This window comes from Flagellimonas marinaquae (assembly GCF_023716465.1).
Classification (GTDB): domain Bacteria; phylum Bacteroidota; class Bacteroidia; order Flavobacteriales; family Flavobacteriaceae; genus Flagellimonas; species Flagellimonas alginolytica.
Genome location: NZ_CP092415.1, coordinates 3,083,932 through 3,100,956 on the forward strand (window position 1 = coordinate 3,083,932; position 17,025 = coordinate 3,100,956).

Here is a 17,025-nt window from a genome sequence, read left to right on the forward strand (position 1 = left end):
GTTGGAAGAACTATGCTACATAGTCAATAATATCTCCTGGTTTACAGTCCAAAGCCTTGCAAATGGCCTCTAGGGTTTCAAAGCGTACACCTTTTGCTTTTCCATTTTTAAGTATGGATAAATTGGCCGGGGTTATGCCAATCTCTTCGGCGAGGTCCTTGCTCTTTATCTTTCGTTTGGCGAGCATCACATCAATATTTATAATAATCGGCATAACTTAGATATATAGATCTTGTTCGTTTTGTAATGACAGTCCTTGATTGAAAATTTCTGAAATAATAAAAATAAAGACCCCTAAAACAAGATGTAACGCTACAATGATGAATATTCCTTTATCGATCTCAATAAAGAACGACGAAAAGGCAACGAGCACTATGGGGAAAATCAAATTAGCTGCATAAAACCGCTTTAAATGTGCAACATTGGGTTGGGTAAAAAGTTTTTCCCGGTAGAATACTTTAAACACATTGGAGAGCAACCAAAAAAATAAGGTGTAAGACGAAACAGGCAGTAAAAAGGCGAATAAAAAATACGACCAGTTGTTGTCCAATATTAAAAAAGAAACATCGCTAAATGGATAATTGATTATGGCCCGTGTATGCTCTGTGCGAATATTCGTTTTTGTTAGCCAAGCAAAGCCCCCGTACAATGCAATTACCAAATATATCCAAGCGAGACTTCTGGTAATGGCGTACAATATTGTAGATAGTACTCTTGTTTTTTTCATTGGTTAGATGATAAATATTTCTGCAAACATATAAAAAATTATTGTAAAACAATAAAAAAATATTCTTTTGTAAAATATTCTTGTTCCTTAAAGATAACTTTCAAGAGGTGATTTTACAGGCCTATTTCATCTTTTGTAAATTAAAGATCCGGTGGATAGGGAGTCTTTACTGACCTGAAAAGTTCTTGATAATACCCCTAGATTGCTACTGTATCCACCCTCATCGTTTCGGAATATTTTACCCTTTAATACTCCCCATTTAAAAATGTAGTGGTCCTCTTCTCTGTAAATTTCAATGGTGGGCCAGTTTTGCTCATTGTGATACGTTCCCATGATGCTATCATTGGTTGAATTGGCTGAAAGCATTTGCGAGTCATCAGGATATTCCAAGTTATCTTCCCTCTTAAAACTATTATCGAAAGAGGTTTTTTCCATTTTTAAAATTCTGTCAGCAGGCTGTTCATTGATTAGGTTGTAGGCATAATTTGCCATCAAATGAGGTAATAGGTAAGCTCTGTTATCGTTCGAAAAAGCAATCACCCCGACCTTTTTATCGGGCATAAAAGAGATGTGAAAGCTGATCCCGGCCAGTCCTCCAAATCGGGTCAAAATCCTATCATTCCCATATGCCGCAATATCCCAGCCCAAACTATAACCAGAACGTTGGTAGGTAAAGTATTTTTTGTCCTGGGTAGTGGTTGAGGTATGCAGTTCACCCCACGAATCTTTATGTAATAGTACACTATCCTGATTGATATTCGCGGCCAACCATTTGGATAGATCATTGATGGTGGAAACAATCCCTCCAGAGGCATGCATCGTGATATCTGATTTATAGAAACCTTTTTCAACAATTCCCTTTTCTTTGGTAACGGTTAATGAAGGACGAATGTTTTCGAAGTCAAAATCACTGACATTGGCACTTGTGTTTTCCATTTTTAAAGTAGAAAAGATGTGGTTCCCCATAAGGGTTTTCCATGTTTTTCCGGTCACTTTTTCTGCAACCATGCCAGCTAGGATTGGTCCTACGTTGGAATACCGATACTTGCCTGAGGGATCAAATAGAAAATCAGTGTTTAGATCATGTATCAGCTCCTTATTCCCATCCTTGTATCCCAAAAAGGCGGTTTTCCATGTCATCGGCGTACTAAAGGTCCCATGGGTATGGTTTAAAAGATGGGTAAGGGTAATGTTCTTTGTATCGACACTATCTTTGAAATTTAAATCGGGGAGGTGGTCGTGCAACGACTTTTCCAAGGAGAGAACATTTTTCTCCTCCAAAATTTGTAGCAAAGTACCCGTAAACGATTTGGTGCTGGATGCAATATAAATAGGAGTATCGTTACCCAGAGAGACCTCTTTGCCATTTAAAATTTCCCGATTCAATGCAAATGAATATGCCAAGCCGTTTTCATCGACCACGGCGAAGATGAAATCCCCATACATTTCTTTTTCAAGATAAATGTCCTTTACCTTGTTTTGAAATTGCGTTGCAAAAACGGGGTGGTTTTCAGCAAAAATTTCAGAATTGGTGGGAGCGATAACCTTGTTGGTCCCGCATCCGTTAGCTATTAATATTAAAGTTAGAATAAATAACAATCTCATGATGTTTTTGTTTTTTTTGATGCAAGGGTTGGACGAGTAAACTCCGGTCGAGGTTACTTAGATCATCTTTTGAAGGTTGTGCAATTTGCAAATTGCTTAAACTTCCTCAAAAAGAATTTCCATGGGTTTTCTTACCTTTTTTCTGAACTGGGTGTGGTCTTCGGAAGAACGATATCCGACCGTTGCAATTACCGCAGCATTTAAACCTTGCTCCTCAAGACCCAGAATGGCATTGAACTTTTCAGGTTCAAATCCCTCAATAGGACAGGAATCAATTTTTAGTTCCGCACAGGCGGCCAATAGATTGGAAAGAGCCAAATAGGTTTGCTTTTGAGACCAGCTTTGCCATTCCACATCCGATTTACTCGATGTACTCTGCTTGATCAGATTACTGTACCCCTCAAGTTTCTCGATCGGCGTGTCCTGAATTTTAGAGGTAGCTCTAATGTAATCATCAATATGCTCGTTTTTTCTTTCGGTATAATTACAAAAAACAAAAATGTGGGAGGCGTCGGTAAGCTGATCTTGGCCCCATGCGGCAGGCTTTAATTTTTCTTTAAGTTCCTTGTTGGAGACAATCATAACTTTATACAGCTGAAGCCCGTAGGATGAAGCGGAAAGTTGCACAGCCTCTTTCAGTTTTTGTAACTCGTCCTTGCTTACCATTTTTGAAGCATCAAATTTTTTGGTGGCATAACGCCATTTTAGGTTTTCTACTAGATTCATTGTCTTGGATTTTTAATTGAATGTTTTAAACTTTATTGATTAATAAAATGCCGATCACCATTGTTATCAATCCAACCATTTTTTTTATGGCCATCGGTTCTTGGGGCAGTCCAAACCAGCCAAAATGCCCGGCGATTGCTGAAAAAATAAGTTGACCGAACAAACCAACGGAGATCATAGTAGATATGCCCAGCTTCGGGATTGTGTAGTAGTAGAGTCCTATCCCTATCACGCTAAAAAGAGCTCCAGTGAACCATAAATGTTTTGGAATACTCCATAGTTGAGAGGCGTTAGGAATGTTTTTGATACTAATCACCACTACCACTAATACAAAGAGTGTACTAAAAAAAAATGCCGTGAGCGAAGCCAACAACGGATTTTTTAATTGAACGCCCAATTGTGCATTTAATCCACCTTGCATGGCCAGAAACACTCCACCTACAAAAGCCAATAAAATGTTGATATACTGATTCATGACTTTACTTTTTGATGAAGCAAAGCTATAGTTCAACAGCTCGGAATTTCTTAAGGTAGATTAAGAAACCAAACAACGCACAAATCTAGCTTTGGACCATACTTTAATTCGGATTGAAGAATGGTTTCTTAACCAAAGTCAATGCGGATGTACTGGCCACAAAATATTTTTGTGGGAATGGGAAAACAAGCATCAAATAGAGAGAATCCAATGATATTTTTAGAATCAAAATCCAATTATGGAAACAGGCCACGGTTTTTTGAGAAACTGATAGTAGGTTCAGATAGTGGGTCCAAAAAGCTGAGTGCTGGTACCCAACTTGGAATTTGCTTAACTGCTTTGTTGTTCGCAATATTTTCCTGTTCTGGAAATAATAGTTTCCAGAAAAAACCACCAGTATCGATTGATATGGTTATAAAAACAGAAAAAGTTGCCATTGGAGGAACCCTGGTGATCCCCTCTCATTTAAAAACTACATCGCTTGTTATTTTGAGTTCGGGAAGTGGCCCACAGGATAGGGATGAAACTTTGGAGGGATTTAAGATATTTAAGACCATTGCCGAGCATTTGGCAGCTAATGGAATTGCTTCTTTCCGATACGATGATAGGGGAGTTGGAGAGAGTACGGGGAATTTTGTAAATAGCACGCTCGATGACCACGCCAAGGATCTGGAAAGCATCATAGACTATTTTAAAGTGTCAAAATCCCATACGTTCAAAAGTTTTGCTCTATTAGGGCATAGTCAAGGTGGAATTGTAGCCTCTAAGGTCGCGGTGGCGAACACATCAGTTAAGAAAGTAATTTTAATGGGGGCTCCGGCAGTGCCATTGATCGATGTCGTGCTTTATCAAATTCGAGAGGAACATAAACAATTGGGTATTTCACCCTCATTGATAGAGGAGGATGTTTCAGCTCACAATAGATTAATGCGAGCCATAAAAGACCAGAACAACATCGAAACAGCGCTCGAAGCGTTCCAAAATACAAGTCAGGCTATTTTATGGTTCCAAAATTCAGAAAAGGAATTGGATTTGAAGAAGATAGCGGAGCAAGTCAGGGTTACCGCAAAAGAATACCATATTATCTATGGTCTACCTTCTTTAACATCTTTTCTGTATTACGACCCTTCCAAGGATTTTGAGCGACTCAATACTCCTGTTTTAAGTCTGTTTGGCGGACTGGATTTTCAAGTGCCCATTCATCAAAATAAAGATAGAATGGAAAATGCTTTGCTGAGTGCAGGGACAAGTTATCAATTTAAAACCTTTGATAAGGCCAACCATTTCTTTCAAAAAGCCGAGACCGGCAATCGCGATGAATATTCAAAACTTGAAAAGAGATTTGTTGATGGATTTTTAGATGAAATTTCCAGTTGGCTGGTTGATGAATAGGCATTTCTGAATAATATTTTATAGGTTCCCCTACACTGATTTTTTTACACTGATCTAAATGGTATGTTACCAATACAAATATTTTTGAAAGGGTAAAGTTTGTAGCACGACCGAGAAGACATAATTTAACAGAATTAAAAAGTACACTGTTCTACCCGCAGGTTACGATAAAAACCATTACAAACACAACGAGTTATCATGAGAAAATTCTATCTCCTTATTTTGATGGCCTTTAGCTTTTGCTCAGAGAGTTTTGGTCAAAAATTACCTACCAAAACCCAAGATTTGGTTCAGCGATTGGACAACTATTTATCGGCATCCGAGACCAATGGATATAATGGTGCTGTATTGGTTGTTAAGGGCAATGAAGTTATTCTGGATAAAGGCTATGGCTGGGCAAACACGGCGGATTCGATTTATAATACCAAAGAAACCGTTTTTGATATTTGTTCTGTTACCAAACAATTTACTGCAGCTGCCATCCTAAAATTGGAGGAAGAAGGAAGGCTTAAACTGGATAACCCTTTACACATCTATTTTAAAGACATACCTTTGGACAAGGCAAATATCACAATTCACCAATTGTTGACACATACCGCAGGTTTTTCCCATGGCATCGGCGAAGGGGATTTTGATCATATTCCAGAGGCAGAGTATTTTGATCGGTTGTTCTCCAGCGAACTTAGATTTGAACCCGGCGAAAAGTATAGTTACTCAAACTCCGGGTACAGCGTACTTGGTAAAATTATTGAAAAAGTATCTGGAAAATCCTACGAGACCTTTCTTCAGGAAAAATTATTTGCTCCTTCCGGAATGACACAGACCGGCTATATTTTGCCCAATTGGAACTTGAACCATGTAGCCAATGAGTATGTGTACAATGTAATTGATAAAGGAAATCATGTTGATCGATATCTAGCGGATGGAAAAATCGCTTGGCCTTTAAAAGCCAATGGGGGAATCAACTCTACTTTGCAAGATATGTATAGATGGTATTTGGCATTGAGAGATCAAAAAGTGTTGCGTAAAGCCTCCATAGATCTATTGACCCGGCCTCATGTTCAGGAACAAGTGGGGCAGTCTACCTATTATGCGTATGGATGGGCCATTTTTGAATCGGATAGAAATACCAAAATAATTGGTCATAACGGATTCAATGGGGTGAGCTATTTTGAGTTTCTTTGGTTTCCAGAAGAAGATACCCTTATTTTATTCGCCTCCAATTCGTCCACAAGAGAAACATCAAGAATGCCCATTGAGTTGGAAAGGATACTTTTTGATGAAGCATATGTTGCTGAACCTTATCCTCAAAATTTGGTAATGCAACTAGTTCACTTTGTAGAAGATTTTTCCGGTACCCACAAAGAACTGTCCGCTGCTATAAAGAAGAAATATAGCGCAGAATTGGATTCACCTTCGCACCTAAATCGATTAAGTGGTCTGTACTTGAGAGAACAAGAACAGGAAAAGGCCTTGGCAATTGCACGGTTAAACTGTGATTTATTTCCCAATGACGGAAATATTTGGGATACATTGGGAGAAGTTTACATGGCATCCAATAGAGATGAGGATGCTATAAAAAGTTATAGGAAGGCCCTGGAGCTTAAGCCAAAAGAGGATTGTTTCTATTGTGAAAACGCACTAGAACAAATCGAGAAATTAACGCAACGCAAAAAATAAAAATCTAATTAGTATGCCTCATTTTGTACTGGACTGTTCCAATACAGTCATTAAATCGCAATCGCCGGAATCCATAATACAATTGGTTTATAAAACTGCAGAATCCACAGGTTTGTTTGATCCCGAGGATATTAAGGTACGGATCAATCCTTTTGAACACTATTTGGTAGGGAATGCAAAGGATGACTTCATCCACATTTTTGGAAACATTATGGAAGGGAGAACTACCGAACAAAAGGCCAATTTATCAAAACAAATTGTTTCGGAACTCAAAGGTATGTTCCCCGAAGTTCCCATCATCTCTATCAACATCAGGGGTTTTGAGAAAGCTACCTATTGCAACAAAACCATGGCTTAACTATTTTCAATGTTAAAGAAATTGCTATTAGTGTTTGGTGGAGCATAGTTCTTCAACATAAAAATTAAGAAATGGAAGAAAAAATTACCAGTATAGATAAAACAGAATACAAGGAAGTTGTAGATGTATGGGAAGCCTCTGTGAGAGCTACTCACCACTTCTTAAAAGAAGAGGACATAGCCTATTTCAAGCCTTTAATTTTAAATACCTATTTAGATGCTGTTGATTTAAAAGGTATTAGAGATGAAAATGGAAAAATAATGGGCTTTCTTGGAGTGGCCGATCAAAATTTGGAAATGCTATTCATCCATCCATCATATATAGGAAAAGGAATAGGAAGGACCTTGTTAGATTTTGGTATCAACCATTTAAATGTGACTAAAGTTGATGTTAATGAGCAGAATGAAAATGCTGTTGGGTTTTATAAACATTGCCGATTTGTAGTAATTGGACGCTCCGAAGTGGATTCATTGGGAAAGCCTTACCCGATTTTGCATATGAAACTAGAAAATAATACCAATATATAACAATGGAAGATGTGTATCCGGTAAAGTAATTTCGAAACAAAGGGGTAGGGCGCAAGCTCGTGGAACAGGCACGAGAACACGGTTTGGGTGAAAATTTGACTTTGATAGGATGGGAAATTGAAACCAACAACACTAAGGCCATTACTTTTTATAGAAGTTTGAGGGCAACAGTACAGACGAAAGACATCGCGAAGTGGGAATTCTAGTATTTGATTAGGTACTTGGAAAAACAAGAAGATCATCCATCACTTCCATTTGATGTAGCACAGTCGCAGTTTCGCAACAATCATTCATATTTTGGATAATTTCAAGATCCGATTCGGGGAGTTTTTCCTTTGCAGACTTCCAGTGGTTCTTGCTCGGCCATTGGGCATATGCAATATAAACTCCCGCCTCGGTTTTATGGAGACGGGAGCCAAGCCCTTCCGCATGGGCCATAAATGCTTTGGTAATCGCCCGCCATAAGTTCTCAAAAGCAACTTCGTTGCCTTGGATAACTTTAAACCGATAGATTACTACATACATATTGACTTTGTTTTATTGGCTATCATCAGTCCCAAGCATGAGAGGTCGAGATAGCATGTTCACCTGCGCCACTGAAATAAAAAGCGACTCCTGCAACAAGATAAATAAACAAAAGGTCTAATGTCCAACCGCCATACTGGTTTAATGTGAAAATATGTTGGATTTGGGCCATAAGTATGGCCAATAAACAATTAAAGGCTAATAGTAAACCTGCCAATCTACTTCTGTAGCCTAACACGAGCATTAGTGGTGCTACTATTTCCCCTATAAAAACCCCATAGACAAAAAAGGAGGGCAAATTATAGGCATCCAATAAACTGCCGATGAACCCGGTGCCGTTTGTAATTTTATCAATACCATAAATCAGCATGGTAAAGGGAATGGAAACCCTAAAAAGAAGGATAGCAACATTTTTGTTTCGTTTCATGATTCAATTTATTTTGATTTAAAAATTATACTTAAAGAATATTCCGAAATTGGTAAGTGTTCTTTTTGCGTTATTGAACTGGTCTAGATTAACAGCAATCCCAGTGGTCAGTAGCTTTTTTTGGATACCGACCTTAACTTGTTGGAGGCCTCTTGTGTATCCATTCGAATTTAAATTTGCTGTTGCCAGCAGATTCAGATATCCTCGGTTACCTTTTCCTAACACGGGCATATAGCTCATTACAAGCGATTGCTCCAATGACACGCCTTTTTGATATGTTCCGCCCACGGTATAAATACCGAGAAAGTTTGGTGACCGATAAGTATAGGACATTGACAAAGTGCTAAATGCCCCAGGATTTTTTATGCCGATAGCCGCATTTGCACTCACATTTTTGAACATGGAATATGAAACGGTGTTTCTTATAAAAAAGAGATTGTTTTCATCGGTGTTGTACTCGGTATCGAACAGGGTTAAATTATCGACGGTCAATTTTTGATTGAGTGTGTATTTCACCAAATGTTTATATGTGATAGATCGATTACCCAATACCACATCGGGATCAAAACGTAGTTCCTGTCCAAACCCAACGCCAATAACCAATACATTTAAAAAGATGAATAGAAGTTTGCCCTTGCCCATTGTTCTAAATTTTATTGGGACAAACCTACATGCAAACCAAAAAGGAATACTTAAGGTATATTAAGAAAGAAAATAGGGTCATAGAAAATGGGAAGACGCTCCTTTTATTTAAAAGAGACGCCTATAAAACTTAGTCAGCAGACACTGTTTTATGGTCCGGTTAGCGAAAAGCTTTCCAAATTACCATACGTGGAAAAACCAAGTTTGTGATAAATACGCTCACCTGCCTCCGATGCCACAAGAAATACCATATTACTATTTGACTTTATTGATTGATTTATAAGGAATCGGGTCATTTTTTTGCCCATGCCCAATCCCTGAAATTCTGCCCTGGTACCGATCATATGGATTCCTGAAATACCATTTTGGTCCAAATAGACCATTCCGCAGCTTGGGAAGTCATCCTTACATCTCCCCAAAAAGAGCTGCATGTTTTCTTTGTTGATCAAGGATTGGACTACAGAGGTATCTACCAAATATCTGAACGATGCCGATGCTGTCTTCGCAAAAATACGTGCCTTCTTTCTTGAGTCCACGAGTGTAAATTCAGACTCGTCAATATCATCGTAATATAATTGCTCGGTGCTCATGGCCATGGCTTTTACCTTGGAGGTGGAGCAAAAATTATTGGATTCCAACAACTGTTTCGTGTTTTCGCACTCGGGTATTCCAATCGAATTGGGAATTTCACCTGTGCGAATCCTTCGCTGTACATCTTTAATATTTATTTGATCGACCTCAATGTTGTAAACTTTACTGGGCCATGAGTCGGGCTCTGGTTTTGTAAAGGCAAAGCCTCTTTCCTTGTTAAAAGAATCGGTATGTTTTCCAATCTGTTCCCACAGTTCAAATAAATGCGCAATGATTTGTTTGTTCATGATTTCTCTTATTATATAAATCCTTTGGACTTTAGATTATGCTTGATTTCATCCATAAATGAATCCATTTCTAATTGTGTTCTGAACCTACCATTAGGTTGATTGTGGTAGTTCAGAAGATTATGGACCACAGCTTTTAGTTCCAGTTTGTCTTCCAGCCTAACCAGTTCATTATATTCTATATCGAATGTTTTATGGAATGCACCTAAGGAAAATCGCCCCACCATTTTTCCACCCCAATTGGGCATCAATCTTTCTAAAATATTGAGGTGGGTACTACCGCCTAGTTTTCCGGGCGAGGCACTTAAAAGAAGAATGGGCTTATCGCCAAAAAACCGTTGATCTATGCGTGAAAGCCAATCAATATGGTTCTTTAAAAAAGTTGTAGGCAGGCCATTGTGCTCTGGCGATGCGATGATAAATCCATCTGCCGAGGTGATAATTTGAAAAAGCTCCTTGACTTGGATGGGAAAGCCCTCTTTTTCGATATCCGGACTGTAAATAGGTAGGTCAAACGTTTCAAGATCAATATACTCAATATCATTTTCGGCAAATTCCTTTAGAATATAACCGATCAACTTTTTATGAATGGAGTTACGGCCATTACTGCCCGAGATCGCTATTATTTTTTTCATGCTGCACTAATGTGTATGGTCAGTGCAAACCTAAATAGAGGGGAAATTTTTAATCTTAAGGTGGATTAAGAAATGCTTTTGTTACCGTTTTTTTCGCAATGCACTTAAAAATTCCGGGGTAATTCCCAGATACGAGGCAACCATATATTGGGGTACGCGCTGCTCTATGCTTCTATACTTCGTGCGGAATTCCAAATAACGTTCTTCTGCTGTTTTGCTCATGGAATTAATAGTGCGATCTTGTAGGGCTACATACGCATTTTCGAACTTCAATCTATAAAACCGCTCAATGGCAGGAACTTTGTTATATAGATCGTTTAACGTATCTCGATGAATTTGTAAAACCACGGAAGGCTCCAGGGCCTGTACAAATTGTTTGGCAGGGGTTCGGGTCAGATAACTATAGAGATCGTTCACCCACCAACCTTCTATGCCAAATTGTACGATGTGTTCTTTAGCCTCTTCATCCATGTGATAGGCCCTAAGGCAACCCTTTGCTATAAAACGCATATGCGAGGATACCTCCCCGGCAAAAAGCAAAACCTCCTTCTTTTTTAGCTTTATTTCGGAATAGCTATCGCATACCAGGGATTCTTCCTCGGGCGTAAGCCTGATACTTTCCTTTAAATGCGATATTAGTTGGGCCTTGGAATCCAAAATTCAATTTAAACCTGAAATTACTAAAAGTTGAACAAAGGCTAATGATACATCCCTTAAATTGACAAAAAATGTATGCTAACCAATTTTTTGACACAAGAAGTTCTTAACCAAAGTCAATGAATTTTGTTACATCGAAGTTTAGCTTTGCCTGGCTTTAAACATGTTTTACAATGTGCTACAAACCATCGATAAAATTTTCGGGTATCAGTTATATTCTGCTGTTCGTTGCTGGATTTTATGCTAACTTTTTTGTTTTGGAAAAACTGGTAGTTCCCTCAGATCCAGAAATTACTGTCAGCAATTTTGTTGAATTTCGCTCATTGTTCCGTCAAGGGATATTAGGTTTTGTTGTGATGCTACTTTTTGATATCTCCTTGGTAGGCTCGTTGTATTTTGTAACACATCACGTCAACAAAAAAGTGACCATTTTCGCATCTCTGTTGCGACTCTCCCATGCATTGGTTTTTACTGTCGCATTGATGAGTTTGTTCAGTATTTACCGAAATACACACCCATCCTTAATAATGGATGAAAAGCAATTGCAGGAGTTGGTAATTGCCGCACTGGCCAATTTTAATGCAACTTGGAATATTGGATTGTTGCTCTTTGGAATGCACTTGTTGGTTTTGGGGTACCTCTGTTTAAAATCCCATAGGATTGCAAACGGCATTGGAGGAATACTGCTTTTAGCGGCTTCTGGGTACCTATTGGATGGTTTGGCCAAACTCTTTCTGGACAGCTACAAAAATTACAAGGAAACTTTTGAAATAGTGGTACTTATCTGCGGTGTATTGGGTGAATTGACTTTTACGATTTGGTTGTTGTTCCAAGGATTCTGGACAAACCGGTTTAATAGAAAGTACAACTGGTCGGGTCGTACTACCGAGAACTGATGCGTTTTCGTATCCTGCTCAACGATTCAGGTTTTATGCCCAGGTAACTTGCCAAATGGTACTGTGGGATACGCTGTAAAAGGTCAGGCCTATTTTCCAATAGGTCTATGTATCGTTTTTCTGGACTGGAAATCATGAACTGGGCCAATTTATCCTGGTACGTTCCAAGTTCCTCCTCCACAGAAACCCTACAAATGGATTCGAAGGCAGGTACATGTTTGAATAGTTTTTTCTCGCTTGTTCTTGATAAGATAGCCAATCTACAGTCTTCAATGCATTCCAGATAATGGTTGGAGGGAATTTTAAGATGATAACTCTGCAAGGAAGAAATAGCATCTTGCTCAACATAGAATTCCGTGGTTTTTTCTTCACCATCTACCATATAATACTTCCGTACCAGCCCCTGTATGTTAAAATAGGACTCGTTGGAAACCTGACCTTCGCGCAATAAAATATGACCTTTCGAAAATTTATGGATAGGAATACATTGGGTCACGACCAAGGCTTCCTCATCGGTCAGGGTCAGAGCATTTTCCAACAATTGGACAATTTCACTTTTCAATACGATCTTTTAGATGTTTGACGCTGCTCTCAAGATAACAAATCCATGCACAAGTTCGTATTTAAACCTTGGTTTTACCCCAAAAATGGTCCAAGCACTAATCTTTTGAAGTAATTCGAAGGTAATAACCATCAGGGTCTATCAAACGGAAATCAGTGAGACCCCAATTTTGCTTTTTTAAGTCGGAATGTATCGGATATCCGTTTGATTTCACTTTCTGATACAACTCGCCAATGTCTTCGACCTCTATAACAATTTCCGTTCCATAACCTTTTTGGATGCTTTTTAGCTTGGGATCAAAATAATGGTCTGGGGAAAGTTTTAGTATGGGACCAATCCCCAACACTACACCACCTTTAGTTACGACTTGATACGATGGGTCTGGTTTTTCTCCCGCCATGGTGAAGCCAAGAACATCTGTGTAAAAGTTAATGGATGCTTCCATATCGGATGTAAACAGTTCCAATCGAAGTGTCGTTTCTTGAGATGAGGAGCCATTGCTTTCCCTTTTACAAGAAACAATGGTCAATAAAAGTGTTATGATTAAAGTTGATATACGATTTATCATGATGGAAAATTATGGATGTGATTTAAAGATCTTATAAAAGCAAAGCGACTTCATCATCGCATACTTTTACAAAGAAAACCAAGTATTGCCCTAATTTTCTTAAGCTACATTAATAAGGATGATTTTTGGTCTACTAGGTTTGCCCGGCCCTGTTTTGGATAGGATGTTGCTTCAATAGGAAGTAGGGTACATTGATCCTTTTAGTCGATTATAAAATGGGAAGCCTAGGGTGTGATCAATGCATTTACCCGTTTCTGCAATTCCGGTAGTACCTGTTTACCGAACCAAGGGTTTTTTTGCAACCAAAACCTATTTCGTGGAGATGGGTGGGGGAGTACAAAATATTTGGGCAAATAAATATTATAGTTGTTCACGGTCTCGGTCAGGTTTCTTTTCATAGTACCTCCCAAGTAATGGTTTTGGGCATACTGGCCTATTAAAATAATGAGATCGAGGTTGGGCATTTGGTCCATTAATGGATTGTGCCATTTTGGAGCGCATTCGGGTCGAGGAGGCAGATCCCCGGATTTTCCCTTGCCTGGATAGCAAAACCCCATGGGAATCAATGCAAATAACTGTTGGTTGTAAAATTGTTGTTCTGTTACATTGAGCCACTCCCTCAGTTTTTTTCCGCTTGGGTCGTCCCAAGGTACACCTGTTTGGTGAACTTTGGCTCCCGGGGCTTGTCCAATAATAGCGATTTTGGATTTTGGATGGGCCGCAACAATAGGTCTTGGTCCCAATGCCAAATGTTTTTCGCAGAGGTTACAGTCTTGGATTTGATGTAAGAGTTGATCCATTTGGGCTTAATTTACCTTTTTACTTGGTAAAAAGCTCGTAAATCGCCTGCTTTTCTTCTAAAGTAAATTTTTTGTCCTTGAACCAGTCGTGTACTTCAATTTTTTTGTTTTCTATTTGTGCTTCCCTAATGGCATTTATGGATACCAAATGCCAATGCACCCCGCGTTGACGATATACGGAATAACCGATATCTTCCATAATATAAGAGGGTTTAGGGTAGTTCACCAAGCGGGTCCCGTTTTTTAGTATGGCCAAAGTTTTGGTAAGTTCTACAACTACAGAAAAGGTATAGCGCTTAAAATCATCGAACCCATCTTGGGTCACATTGTATACTTTATCTCCGATTTCTAGTGGTCTCATAGGCTACTGGCCGCCAAAAATAAAAGCCTATTCATAGTATACCTAAGGAATGTTTGATTTGTTATCAACAGTGCTGAGTGGGGAAATATGTTCCTCTGAACTTTATATAATAGGGCCCTTGCATAGAATAGTATTTTTTAAAGATATCCTAACTGGTGGGTATAGAATTTTTATTGTAAACCTTTTATTAGTTCCTTTAAAACTGTATCGGTCCCTTTAAGCAAATCGCTGCGTGTCTCGGTTATCAAATTATCTGGTTGCAGGGCCGTGTTTCCTTGATTGGATAAACGGAAAAGTCTTTTGGAATAGGTTATCGTTAATTTTGAATTGGGCAATGTAAAACTGTCCATATCTTGGTATCCATTTGGATTGGAACCGGTGGGCTGACCTACAACTTTTGCGTTCAACAGTTGTTTAAATAGCGCTGCATTGCTGGTACCTGCGGAAAAAGTTCTGTTGCTTGTCAATACATACACCCCGTTTTCCCAGTCTATGGAATCGGCAAGGTTCAGGGCATAGGCCAAAACCACGCCGACATATAGATCGCCGCCACCATTGTTGCGCATATCTATCACCACCTGTTTTATCTGATTCGCAGAAATAGAGCCAACCAGCTCTTCCCCAAAGACCTGCATCTGTGCAAAGGTCGGGTAGCTTTCAAAATTAATATAGAGAGCCTTGGTACCTTGGATAGGTGCGTACCACAAATAGCGGAATTTGGGGTTGTATGGTTTGGTTATTTCGGGCACTCCGCTGCTTACATGAACAAAATCCGTTGTTTTATGGTATGAAGCTTCATCTATGGCCTCCAATGTTATTTTTACTTCCGTATTATCTGGATCTAGGAAAGTAAACACGGCTTCTTGTTCGTTCTTAGTAATGTCAAGCGCCAAGAGCAATTCGCTGATATTCATATAACTTCCTGTCCTGATGCTTTGTGAGTATTCGTTTTCCACAAACTGGGCCACTTCGGAAACCTTGGCCATAACTTCTTCGATCGGAACGCCATCAATGGCGGACAATCTTAGTTTCAACAAGTTTTCATATGATTTGTCCGCCTTTATTACATACCATCCCTGATCTATAAATTTGACCTCAAAAGGAAACCGATGTATGGGCACATTTCTTAACGATACAGCCGTATGGCCATCATTCACGAGTCTTGTTAACCGCATTAGTTCCAGAATGATTTGAAAATCGCCCAAATTATCGACACGGTCGTAAATAGCGTTCCACTCCTTGGTAAATTCCCCTTCGGTCACCGAATGAAAAAGATGGATGTGTCTTTCTTCCAACGAAGACCTGTATGTTTTAAGATCCTCTTGCCAATCTATTTTGTCAGCTGTTTGGGCAAACAGTATATTCAATACTGTAGAGATGATAAGAATCAAAAAATAAATCAATACTTTGTGTAGGGTCCCCATACGACTATTTATTTTCAATTAAGGTAAGTATTTCGAACACCAATTGCGGTATGCTCCTTGAAGCTTCCAATTGGTTCAAGGTACCTGCAATATACGTATCCAGTTGAGGACAGTACCATAAAAAAGAGGCGGTACTGCCAGTATGACCTATAATTTCCAATTTTGTATCGGTATCAAAAAGGTTTTTGAAAGATACTTTTCGTATCCCAAAACCATATTCCATTCCCTTGGTTTCGCGCACCCAATGTTGCATGGCCAAACGGGTTTCTTTTTTTACGATTTTATCGTCTTGAAAGGCTCTTAGAAATTGGATAAGATCTTGGGTCGTGGACACCAGACCACCACCGCCCCAGTCGGCACTCAAACTTTGAATGGACGATAAAGCAATATCACCAGCATAAAATTTGGCCATGGGCAATGGGTTTTTTATGGGAGCTGATTTTAAATTGATATAAGAGGCATCCATTTCCAAAGGTTCAAAAATGAACTGTTGAAAGAACCGATCTAAAGTGGTGCCGCTTACGTTTTCAATGATCAGGGCCAAAAGAACATATTCCGTATCGGTGTAATGATAGCCTTGCCCGGGGACAAAATGGGGCACCATCTTTTCTTTGGCAAACTCGATCATTTCTTGAGGAGACCAAGATTTACTCGTATCGACCAATAATTGATTGATAACATTCGGACTTCCATCAACTGTGGTGCCGGTAAAATAATCCGGTAAACCTGAAGTGTGTTGCAATAAATGGGCAATTGTAATGTCTTTGGAGTATGCTTTACCTTCAAACACATGAAGGTTCTTCATCAATTGCTCCGGAAGGTACCGGTATATCTTGTCTTCAAAATCCAACTTCTTGCCATCCTTTAAAATACCAATGGCGGTGGCCGTTAGCATTTTAGTGATGCTGGCCGTATAAATGGGGTTGTCTATGGACAAAGGGTTTTCTGAACCGTTATCGTTATCGGCCAATTGAATGTCGATGCCTTTGGATTTGGAGTACACCTGCAAAAAGGCATTGTGTACATTCTCTCTTTCCAATTGGGCATAAAACAATGTTTCGATGTCCTTGTTTGTAGTTTGTTGGCCAAGGCAGGAAAATCCCATCAATAGTATTAAACCTGAAAGTATAGTTTTCATATTGCTAATTATAAAAATGGTT

Annotated in this window: 22 protein-coding genes and 1 pseudogene; 6 read left to right on the top strand and 17 right to left on the bottom strand. The window is 39.1% G+C overall.

Annotated elements, in window-relative coordinates:
* Positions 1 to 10: 10 nt before the first annotated feature.
* The 5 genes from MJO53_RS13645 to MJO53_RS13665 all read right to left on the bottom strand — a co-directional run bounded on the left by MJO53_RS13645 (position 11) and on the right by MJO53_RS13665 (position 3,533).
* Positions 11 to 214 carry a helix-turn-helix domain-containing protein gene (locus tag MJO53_RS13645; RefSeq protein ID WP_014034008.1) on the bottom strand — a complete coding sequence of 68 codons (204 nt, stop codon included), beginning with the start codon at positions 212 to 214 and terminating at the stop codon, positions 11 to 13.
* 3 nt (positions 215 to 217) lie between these two features.
* Positions 218 to 727 carry a DUF2975 domain-containing protein gene (locus MJO53_RS13650; RefSeq protein ID WP_252079481.1) on the bottom strand — a complete coding sequence of 170 codons (510 nt, stop codon included), beginning with the start codon at positions 725 to 727 and terminating at the stop codon, positions 218 to 220.
* A 126-nt stretch (positions 728 to 853) separates the two neighbouring features.
* Positions 854 to 2,332 (bottom strand): serine hydrolase domain-containing protein, encoded by a 1,479-nt coding sequence (locus MJO53_RS13655; protein ID WP_252079482.1) that lies wholly within the window; start codon positions 2,330 to 2,332, stop codon positions 854 to 856.
* Positions 2,333 to 2,428: 96 nt separating this feature from the next.
* Positions 2,429 to 3,058 carry an NAD(P)H-dependent oxidoreductase gene (locus MJO53_RS13660; RefSeq protein WP_252079483.1) on the bottom strand — a complete coding sequence of 210 codons (630 nt, stop codon included), beginning with the start codon at positions 3,056 to 3,058 and terminating at the stop codon, positions 2,429 to 2,431.
* A 25-nt stretch (positions 3,059 to 3,083) separates the two neighbouring features.
* A complete protein-coding gene (locus tag MJO53_RS13665; protein WP_252079484.1) occupies positions 3,084 to 3,533 on the bottom strand; it encodes a DMT family transporter in 450 nt (149 codons plus the stop codon).
* A 177-nt stretch (positions 3,534 to 3,710) separates the two neighbouring features.
* On the opposite strand from MJO53_RS13665, the gene MJO53_RS13670 reads away from it, so the two are divergent.
* The 5 genes and pseudogenes from MJO53_RS13670 to MJO53_RS17005 all read left to right on the top strand — a co-directional run.
* Positions 3,711 to 4,925 (top strand): alpha/beta hydrolase family protein, encoded by a 1,215-nt coding sequence (locus tag MJO53_RS13670; protein WP_252079485.1) that lies wholly within the window; start codon positions 3,711 to 3,713, stop codon positions 4,923 to 4,925.
* Between the two features lie 198 nt (positions 4,926 to 5,123).
* On the top strand, positions 5,124 to 6,605 hold the full coding sequence (locus tag MJO53_RS13675; RefSeq protein WP_252079486.1) for a serine hydrolase domain-containing protein: 1,482 nt from the start codon (positions 5,124 to 5,126) through the stop codon (positions 6,603 to 6,605).
* A 13-nt stretch (positions 6,606 to 6,618) separates the two neighbouring features.
* Positions 6,619 to 6,963 carry a 5-carboxymethyl-2-hydroxymuconate Delta-isomerase gene (locus MJO53_RS13680; protein ID WP_252079487.1) on the top strand — a complete coding sequence of 115 codons (345 nt, stop codon included), beginning with the start codon at positions 6,619 to 6,621 and terminating at the stop codon, positions 6,961 to 6,963.
* Between the two features lie 71 nt (positions 6,964 to 7,034).
* Positions 7,035 to 7,490: a GNAT family N-acetyltransferase gene (locus MJO53_RS13685; protein ID WP_252079488.1), complete on the top strand. Its 456-nt coding sequence runs from the start codon at positions 7,035 to 7,037 to the stop codon at positions 7,488 to 7,490.
* A gap of 41 nt (positions 7,491 to 7,531) precedes the next feature.
* Positions 7,532 to 7,696 (top strand): annotated as a pseudogene (locus MJO53_RS17005) (GNAT family N-acetyltransferase); the annotation flags it as partial.
* A gap of 7 nt (positions 7,697 to 7,703) precedes the next feature.
* On the opposite strand, the gene MJO53_RS13690 reads toward MJO53_RS17005, so the two are convergent.
* The 6 genes from MJO53_RS13690 to MJO53_RS13715 all read right to left on the bottom strand — a co-directional run bounded on the left by MJO53_RS13690 (position 7,704) and on the right by MJO53_RS13715 (position 11,254).
* On the bottom strand, positions 7,704 to 8,015 hold the full coding sequence (locus tag MJO53_RS13690) for an antibiotic biosynthesis monooxygenase family protein (protein WP_252079489.1): 312 nt from the start codon (positions 8,013 to 8,015) through the stop codon (positions 7,704 to 7,706).
* Between the two features lie 25 nt (positions 8,016 to 8,040).
* Positions 8,041 to 8,442 (bottom strand): DoxX family protein, encoded by a 402-nt coding sequence (locus MJO53_RS13695; RefSeq protein WP_252079490.1) that lies wholly within the window; start codon positions 8,440 to 8,442, stop codon positions 8,041 to 8,043.
* Positions 8,443 to 8,460: 18 nt separating this feature from the next.
* On the bottom strand, positions 8,461 to 9,084 hold the full coding sequence (locus tag MJO53_RS13700) for a hypothetical protein (protein WP_252079491.1): 624 nt from the start codon (positions 9,082 to 9,084) through the stop codon (positions 8,461 to 8,463).
* Between the two features lie 149 nt (positions 9,085 to 9,233).
* Positions 9,234 to 9,962, bottom strand: a complete 729-nt coding sequence (locus MJO53_RS13705; protein WP_252079492.1) for a GNAT family N-acetyltransferase — start codon at positions 9,960 to 9,962, stop codon at positions 9,234 to 9,236.
* Positions 9,963 to 9,973: 11 nt separating this feature from the next.
* Entirely contained in the window at positions 9,974 to 10,597 is a 624-nt protein-coding gene (locus tag MJO53_RS13710) for an NADPH-dependent FMN reductase (protein WP_252079493.1), read from the bottom strand.
* Between the two features lie 81 nt (positions 10,598 to 10,678).
* Positions 10,679 to 11,254, bottom strand: coding sequence for a Crp/Fnr family transcriptional regulator (locus MJO53_RS13715; RefSeq protein ID WP_252079494.1), 576 nt, complete (start codon positions 11,252 to 11,254; stop codon positions 10,679 to 10,681).
* Positions 11,255 to 11,427: 173 nt separating this feature from the next.
* Between MJO53_RS13715 and MJO53_RS13720 the strand changes: the two genes are divergently transcribed.
* Positions 11,428 to 12,150 (top strand): DUF4386 domain-containing protein, encoded by a 723-nt coding sequence (locus MJO53_RS13720; protein WP_252079495.1) that lies wholly within the window; start codon positions 11,428 to 11,430, stop codon positions 12,148 to 12,150.
* Here the strand turns inward: MJO53_RS13720 and MJO53_RS13725 are convergent.
* The 6 genes from MJO53_RS13725 to MJO53_RS13750 all read right to left on the bottom strand — a co-directional run bounded on the left by MJO53_RS13725 (position 12,137) and on the right by MJO53_RS13750 (position 17,003).
* Entirely contained in the window at positions 12,137 to 12,712 is a 576-nt protein-coding gene (locus MJO53_RS13725; RefSeq protein WP_252079496.1) for a Crp/Fnr family transcriptional regulator, read from the bottom strand. The genes MJO53_RS13720 and MJO53_RS13725 overlap by 14 nt on opposite strands.
* A gap of 97 nt (positions 12,713 to 12,809) precedes the next feature.
* On the bottom strand, positions 12,810 to 13,280 hold the full coding sequence (locus MJO53_RS13730) for a VOC family protein (protein WP_252079497.1): 471 nt from the start codon (positions 13,278 to 13,280) through the stop codon (positions 12,810 to 12,812).
* A 224-nt stretch (positions 13,281 to 13,504) separates the two neighbouring features.
* Entirely contained in the window at positions 13,505 to 14,080 is a 576-nt protein-coding gene (locus MJO53_RS13735) for a uracil-DNA glycosylase family protein (protein ID WP_252079498.1), read from the bottom strand.
* A gap of 19 nt (positions 14,081 to 14,099) precedes the next feature.
* Positions 14,100 to 14,441: a pyruvate kinase gene (locus MJO53_RS13740; RefSeq protein WP_252079499.1), complete on the bottom strand. Its 342-nt coding sequence runs from the start codon at positions 14,439 to 14,441 to the stop codon at positions 14,100 to 14,102.
* 170 nt (positions 14,442 to 14,611) lie between these two features.
* Positions 14,612 to 15,865 carry a S41 family peptidase gene (locus MJO53_RS13745; RefSeq protein WP_252079500.1) on the bottom strand — a complete coding sequence of 418 codons (1,254 nt, stop codon included), beginning with the start codon at positions 15,863 to 15,865 and terminating at the stop codon, positions 14,612 to 14,614.
* Between the two features lie 4 nt (positions 15,866 to 15,869).
* Positions 15,870 to 17,003: a serine hydrolase domain-containing protein gene (locus MJO53_RS13750; protein WP_252079501.1), complete on the bottom strand. Its 1,134-nt coding sequence runs from the start codon at positions 17,001 to 17,003 to the stop codon at positions 15,870 to 15,872.
* Positions 17,004 to 17,025: the final 22 nt, after the last annotated feature.